General features: G+C 68.5%; 6 protein-coding genes. 4 read left to right on the forward strand and 2 right to left on the reverse strand.

Annotated features, from left to right (window positions below; translation table 11 throughout):
* Window positions 1–537 precede the first annotated feature (537 nt).
* On the forward strand, window positions 538–1,062 hold the full coding sequence (locus ACFU5K_RS30940) for a carboxypeptidase-like regulatory domain-containing protein (RefSeq protein ID WP_384067781.1): 525 nt from the start codon (window positions 538–540) through the stop codon (window positions 1,060–1,062).
* Window positions 1,063–1,425: 363 nt separating this feature from the next.
* Window positions 1,426–2,454: an endonuclease/exonuclease/phosphatase family protein gene (locus ACFU5K_RS30945; RefSeq protein ID WP_384067784.1), complete on the forward strand. Its 1,029-nt coding sequence runs from the start codon at window positions 1,426–1,428 to the stop codon at window positions 2,452–2,454.
* 87 nt (window positions 2,455–2,541) lie between these two features.
* On the opposite strand, the gene ACFU5K_RS30950 is transcribed toward ACFU5K_RS30945, so the two are convergent.
* Window positions 2,542–3,168: a class I SAM-dependent methyltransferase gene (locus ACFU5K_RS30950; protein WP_384067787.1), complete on the reverse strand. Its 627-nt coding sequence runs from the start codon at window positions 3,166–3,168 to the stop codon at window positions 2,542–2,544.
* Between the two features lie 155 nt (window positions 3,169–3,323).
* Here ACFU5K_RS30950 and ACFU5K_RS30955 point away from each other — a divergent pair, with 155 nt between their 5' ends.
* Window positions 3,324–4,073, forward strand: a complete 750-nt coding sequence (locus ACFU5K_RS30955; protein ID WP_384067790.1) for a lysophospholipid acyltransferase family protein — start codon at window positions 3,324–3,326, stop codon at window positions 4,071–4,073.
* A gap of 444 nt (window positions 4,074–4,517) precedes the next feature.
* Window positions 4,518–5,210, forward strand: coding sequence for an NAD(P)H:quinone oxidoreductase (wrbA, locus tag ACFU5K_RS30960; protein ID WP_384067793.1), 693 nt, complete (start codon window positions 4,518–4,520; stop codon window positions 5,208–5,210).
* 429 nt (window positions 5,211–5,639) lie between these two features.
* On the opposite strand, the gene ACFU5K_RS30965 is transcribed toward wrbA, so the two are convergent.
* Window positions 5,640–6,326, reverse strand: coding sequence for a maleylpyruvate isomerase family mycothiol-dependent enzyme (locus ACFU5K_RS30965; RefSeq protein WP_384067796.1), 687 nt, complete (start codon window positions 6,324–6,326; stop codon window positions 5,640–5,642).
* Window positions 6,327–6,497 lie beyond the last annotated feature (171 nt).

The following is a 6,497-nucleotide window of genomic DNA, read 5'->3' on the forward strand; positions in this document are numbered from 1 at the left end:
GCTCGTCCTCGTCCGCGACACCGCCTGCTGATCACCCACCAGCCGAACCGCCAGGCCAGCACGCCCGCATCTCAATTTCCCCCGAGGTCGTAAGCGGGGTCAACGGAGCGTTCAAGGAAACGCAGGCGTCCTTCCGCTACGACGCGGCCCGCGATACCTGGGACCAAATCGCCGACTACCCGATCGCGGTCACGGGCGGCGGATGCGGCGGGATCACCTACGGTGTCCTGTGCGCAGGAGGCGGCTCCCACAACGACGCCGATCGCTATGTGAACAACTCTCACTCCTACCTCTACCGCCCCGCAGCCGACACCTGGGACCGGGTGTCCGACATGCCCTACGCTGCTCCGGCGACGTCCTTCTCGGCGGCGAACGGCAAGATTCAGGCCGTCGGCGGCAACACTCGCAACCTGGAGAGACTCCGGCCAGTCGAGTACGACCCGGTCACAGACGTCTGGACGGCTCTGCCTGACACACCTCGCCTGGCGTACGAGGGAGGACGCAGCGCCGGCTGCGGCCTCATCGACCTCGGCGGCCGTGACTACGCGAACCTCACCTATTTATGGTGTCTCCATCCTGCCCGGGACCGACCAGTGCGACGGCGACGACGTTCGCTGGCTGTCCACGAGCTCGAAGAAGGTGACCCTGGCGCCGGGCCACTCCACCCGGGTCCGCGTCACAGCGGACGCCCGGACGCTCACCGCTCCGGGCGGCTACGCGGCCACCCTGTCGATGATCGACGACTCGCCCTACCGGAACGCGCCTGTGCCGGTCACGCTGAAGGCCACGGCTCCCGCTTCGTACACGGAGATCACCGGCACGGTCACCGCGGGGAGCCGCACCAAGCTCCCCGGCGCGAAGGTCACCCTGTCCCGTGGCGGCAAGGAGCTCGTCACCACCACCACGAACGCCGAGGGCGTTTACCACGTGTGGGTGAAGAGCTCCGCGGACAGGACCACGGTCACGGTGTCCAGTGACGGGTACGTCTCGAGCAGCCAGCAGGTGAAGACCGTGGCCGGTGGTCGGACGACAGCCGACTTCGCCCTGCAGCGGACCGAGTAGACGGACCAGGTCTGCGGGCCGGTTCGCTGATCGGATGAGGTGTGTGCCCGGCCGGGGTTCCCGGTCGGGCACACGCGTCGGCCGGCCGATGCACGTCGCATCCGACCGGAATCCCGATCGAGGCCGCGACGGCCGCCCCCCTCCACCCCACGGTGACCTCGCCGCCCGGTCGGGCAGTGCCTCGGCCACTCGCCCGCAGCCCAGGCCGCTCGAGCCGCACGTGCACTGACACATCGTTCCCAATACGTCAACGCAGGGAGGACCGACGGTCGGTCGCGGAACCGTGCGCCCTGCGCCGACGTCCCCCTACCCAAGCCGGTGATCACGATCATCTCGCCGGGCACTACTCCGGGGTGGGGACGCATGACGGACACGGTTACCGACCCCCCGCTCGACTCGGACCGGCGGCGAACACCCGGCCGACGAGGACGGTCGTGGGGCACGCTGGGCTGTGGCGTCGCGCTTGCCCTACCCGCCGTTCTGCTTGTTGTCCGGCTGACGGGGCTCGACGCGAGAACACCGTTCGCGATGCCCATCGTGCTCTTTCCCTACTCGGCTGTTCTCGGTGTACTGGTACTGGGCCTGATGACCGCTGTACCCACCCTTCGGTCCCGATGGGCGATCACCGTCGTCGCTGCTCTGGTCATCGCCCACGTGGTGCTGCTGGCACCACGGTTCGTGCCTGCGGGACGGAGCGTGCCGGAGGAATCGGTCGAGTTGCGTGTCGCCACCCTCAACACCAACGGTGGCAAAGCCGATCCCCACGCGCTGGTGAAGTTGATCCGCACCGAGCGGATCGACGTGCTGGCTGTGGAGCAGATGCCCTCAGCAGGCGTGGATGCGCTCGACGACGCGGGTCTGGGCGCGCTGATGCCGTACCGGGAACTCCACCCCGAGTACGACTCCTCGATCTACTCACGGCACCCGTTGTTCGAGGGTGGCACCACGCACGTCGACACCGCTTGGGCCCAGACAACAGCCGAGGTCTCGGTCGACGGGCACAGGGTGCGGTTCGTGGCCGTTCACACCTACTATCCGCTCGGCGACACCAGGCGCTGGGCACGGGATATGGCCGCCTTGGCCTCCATGGCCCGTCGAAGCGAACCTGACACCGTATTTCTGGGCGACTTCAACGCATCCCTCGACCACGCCCCTATGCGGGACCTGCTCGCGGCCGGCCTGACTGACGTCCACGGCGAACTGGGCCGTGGATGGGGCCGCACGTGGCCCGTCGGCCATGCTTTCGTCCCCCCTCTCATCCAACTGGACCACGTCCTGCACGGCTCCGGCCTGGCCGGGGTCTCCGTCAGTGAGCTCAACGTGCCCGGTACGGACCACCGTGCGGTCGTCGCGGAACTGGCGCTGCTACCAGCGAAGGGCCGGGCCAACTGAGCAAGGCGATCGGGGCCGGGTGTGCGTCGAGTCAACGCTCCAGTGCCTTCAAGCCTCTTGCCCGGCATCTCGTAACCCGGTGCCGGCTCAAGCGGTGGGACTGGAGTGCACACTGACGGCATACCCGCAGCCTTGGTAGTAGGGATCGCCGCTCCAGGTCGCATAGCGCCCGCGCAAGGTCAGTCCTGCCTGGGTACACCAGTGATCGACCTCCTCAAGGGTCACCGAGGGTTCGGGAAGTGGCAGGTGCGCGGCGTCCAGTCCCATGCCTGTGACCAGCAGACCGCCGGGCCGCAGCGCGACGGCCAGTTGCCGGATCACGACCGATTCGGTGCCGGGGGCCAGCAAGGGGATGACGTTTCCGGCGGCGAGCGCCAAGTCGAAGTCGGGACTCAGGCCCAACGCATCCAAGCGGGCCAGGTCACCGAGGTACCAATCCAGTTCGGCGGCCTGCCGGCGGGCGACGGCGAGCATGGAGGAGTCCACGTCCACACCCGTGCAGTGGTGGCCCAGCTCGGCAAGCCGGATCGCGATGCGACCGGTGCCGCAACCGGCGTCGAGTACCCGGGCGGCCGGTTTCAGCAGCGCGGCGCAGAAGGCGGCCTCGCCGTGAATGTCCTGGCCGGATTCGGCGAGCTGCGCGAACCGCTGGGCGTACTCCTCTCCGGCCTGCCCGCCGGTCAGTTCGGCCCAGCGGTCGTGTTGCCCATTCATCTTCACATTCCCTTCCTGTCGGCCCCGCCCGTCAGAGCGGGAACCGGACGCCCGTACTCGTTGGCTCGACCCGGTAGATGAGTAGGACGACTCATGCCCGAGCGGCGCCTGCCCTCGATGATGGAGATCAACATCGTCAAGGCCGGGGGCCCTTCATGCTCAGTCGTATTGCCGACGTCCTGGTGCCCGCCGTAGACCGCTTGTCGGTGAGCACCGACCCCGACGCTCACCTCGAACCGGGCAGTATCATCGCCGCCAACCATACGTCCCTTGCCGACCCCGCCATTGTGGTCGCCGCCCTGCGCCGCCTGGGAGTCGAGCCGGTCATCATGGCGGCCGCAGGTCTGTGGCGGGTCCCGCTGCTCGGCCGCGCCCTCGCCCGTGAAGGGCACATTCCTGTCGTCCGGGGGGACCACCGCGCCGCCACCTCGCTGGACGCTGCGGCAGAGGCCCTGGAGCGGGGACATCTTGTCCTCATCTATGCCGAGGGCGGCCTTCCTCGACGCAAGGACGCCTCGGAAGCAGCACCCGGAACCTTCCGCAGCGGCCTGGCCCGGCTTGCCGAGCGAACCGGCGCCCCTGTGGTGCCTGTGGGCCAGGCCGGCGCCCGCCGAGTCACCTCCGGCAGCACGGTCAAACAACTCGCCGGCCTGGTCACAGCGCCGCTGCGCCGACCCGACATCCATGTGCATGTCGGCGCGCCGGTCGAACTGAGCGGCGGCCGCGTTCTCCGGACGTCGGTGGCGCACACCGCGGTGACCATCGCGTGGCGAACGGCCGCCCATCGTCTGGGCGAGCTATCCGCGCCCGCCCAGTCCCAGGATCGCCTTCGGTCCTGGGCAGGCGCCTCATACGGCTGCGGGACTGAGCGTCGGTCCACCACAACAGCGCGCCGGCCCCGGTGACCTCGCGTGGGGCGGCGGTCGCCCTCAAGCTCAGGGCTGCCCCGAAATCCCTGGTGGATCAGCGTGCGGCGTCATAGGGGGTGCATCGCAAGGCGGAGGAGCGCTCGCATACTGGACGTATTCGGGGGTTCCGACAACGCAGCGAGGCTCTGTAGCTGTCGTCACGTGCCCGCCGGGGATCGCGGGACAGCCCTCAGGCGGTCGGCACGTCCGTCCCGGGCTCCGCGGTGGTGCGCAGCCACCGCGGCACCACACCACCCGGGCCGCAGGGGGATGTGCAGCGGCCCCGGGCGGTGACCGAGTGCGCTTCGCCACGCTCCCCACCGCTCCTTTGACAGATGCCGACTGGTCGTTTATTTTTTAATAGACGACCGGTCGTCTTAATTCGAGGCGTCGGCCACTCCCCACGCCTCACCTGCCAACAGCGAACGGAAATCGCCCATCATGACAACCCCCGTGAAGCTCGCAATCGTCTACTACTCCTCCACCGGCACCATCACGGAGATCGCCAAGGAACTGCACGACGCCGGCGTCAAGGCCGGTGCCGAGGTCCGCCTGGTCAAGACGGGCGAACTGGCCCCCCAGGACGCCATCGACTCCAACCCCTCCTGGGCCGCCAACCACGCCGCCACCGCAAATGTTCCCGAGGCCACCCCCGCGGACATCGAATGGGCGGACGCAGTCATTTTCGGCACCCCCACCCGCTTCGGGAACGTCTCGTCCCAGCTGAAGCAGTTCATCGACACCCTCGGCGGACTCTGGGCCGATGGCCGCCTCGCCGACAAGGTCTACAGCGGCTTCGTCTCCACCGCCACGGCTCACGCCGGCCAGGAGTCGACCCTGCTCGCCCTGTACAACTCCGTCCACCACTTCGGTGGCATCGTCGTCACTCCGGGCTTCACGGATCCGGCCAAGTTCGTCGACGGCAACCCTTACGGCACCTCCCATGTGGACGGCCAGGGAACCAACCCCGTCAACGACACCACCCGCACAGCTGCCCGCATCCAGGCCGAGCGCGTCGTCGCGATGGCCGCGAAGCTCAAGGCCGCGGCCGAGGCCGCGTCCCGCGCCGAAGAGGAGGACGCCCACGTCGAGGAGGAGCGCCCGCGGCGCTGGTGGCAGCGCCGGCGCAAGTGACGACGCACTGTCCTCCCGAACTCGCCACAGCGAGCAGGCTCGAATCCAGGGGACGACTTCCCCGGGGATCAGCCGACTGCGTCGCGGTCCAGAACCGCGTACCCGCACGGACCGCAACGCTCGCGGACCAGAGGAAAGGCGACCACCGACGGCCGTGCCACCCGGGCACGGCCCGCGCCTTTTCCCGCTCAAGCGGCGCCATCAACCGCCGTACGGTGCAGGTGAACGTGAACGTGAACCTGTACCGGTGGCGGGACGCGGGCGAGAAGGAACACCGAACCTGGCCGAGTCGTCCGGAGTGACACGTGGAGGCCTGGGCGAAACCAGTGCCGAATCGGGCAACGTCGCCCTGTCGTGACGTGTCGGGGCTGGTTGCTGCACTGGGCCGCACCGAACGGTCAGAATGATCGAACATCGCCTGATCCCAAGTCAGGGGACCAGCGGCCCGGCCAGCACACCCAACCCCGCCTCAAGGTCCCCAGCCCAGGTCACCGATCCACTATCCCGCGGCTTGCGCCCCCACAACATCAGCAGCAGGTCCTCGGCAGTGCCCGAGACCTCCGCGATCGGCTCACCGGGCCCGTAAGTCCAGAAGCGGCCAGAGTCGGTGGCGGTGATCCGCACGGCCAGCTCGGGGCAGGTGGCGGCCCCCTTGGAGATCATGCGGGGCGCCATGGTGTCGAAGACCTCGGCGACACCGTCGGCGGCGAGCGCCGCATCCATCGGCGTCGCCGAGCCGAGCGCCTGCTCGGCGTCCCACAGGTGCATCAGCGTCTCCTGGCTGCGGCGCCGACGCCAGAACCCGACCGTGTGCGGCGGGAAGAACGTCCATGCCCCGGTCGACGGATCAACCGACAGGGCCTGCACGAGCGCGTCCGCCGTCTTGACATACCAGGCCTTGAGACCAGCCCGGTCTCGGGGTGCGGCACCCTCGTCATAGCCATCGCCATGCCCCTCCCGCACCGCCGCGACGACCCATAGGTTCCCCGCTCCCATGTGCACGGCCAGATCCACCAACCTCCAACTGCCGCAGTGCTCGACCGGGGCCGACAAGTCACCATCCAGCACGGCACCGAACGCATCAAGTTCACGCCGAAGTTCAATCAGGTAATCCACGGCGCCAAGGTACAGCCCACCAGCAAGGCGGGACTCGCCGCACGAGCGGGGCGAACGTTACCTGCTGCGGCACTAATAGGGCTTTGTTAGCTACCCCGGTTGATCGTCGTCAGGTACGTTGTGATGTCCTGTCAGGTGTGACACCTGAGGAGATGGAGAGGGTCCGCCCGC

The sequence above is a fragment of the Streptomyces sp. NPDC057428 genome (assembly GCF_042803195.1).
GTDB lineage: Bacteria > Actinomycetota > Actinomycetes > Streptomycetales > Streptomycetaceae > Streptomyces.

Bases quoted from the DNA above. Each gene is read 5' to 3' on its own strand.
- ACFU5K_RS30945 (WP_384067784.1), top strand. From the start codon at position 1,426: ATGACGGACACGGTTACCGACCCCCCGCTCGACTCGGACCGGCGGCGA.
- ACFU5K_RS30950 (WP_384067787.1), bottom strand. From the start codon at position 3,168: ATGAATGGGCAACACGACCGCTGGGCCGAACTGACCGGCGGGCAGGCC.
- ACFU5K_RS30955 (WP_384067790.1), top strand. From the start codon at position 3,324: ATGCTCAGTCGTATTGCCGACGTCCTGGTGCCCGCCGTAGACCGCTTG.
- wrbA (WP_384067793.1), top strand. From the start codon at position 4,518: ATGACAACCCCCGTGAAGCTCGCAATCGTCTACTACTCCTCCACCGGC.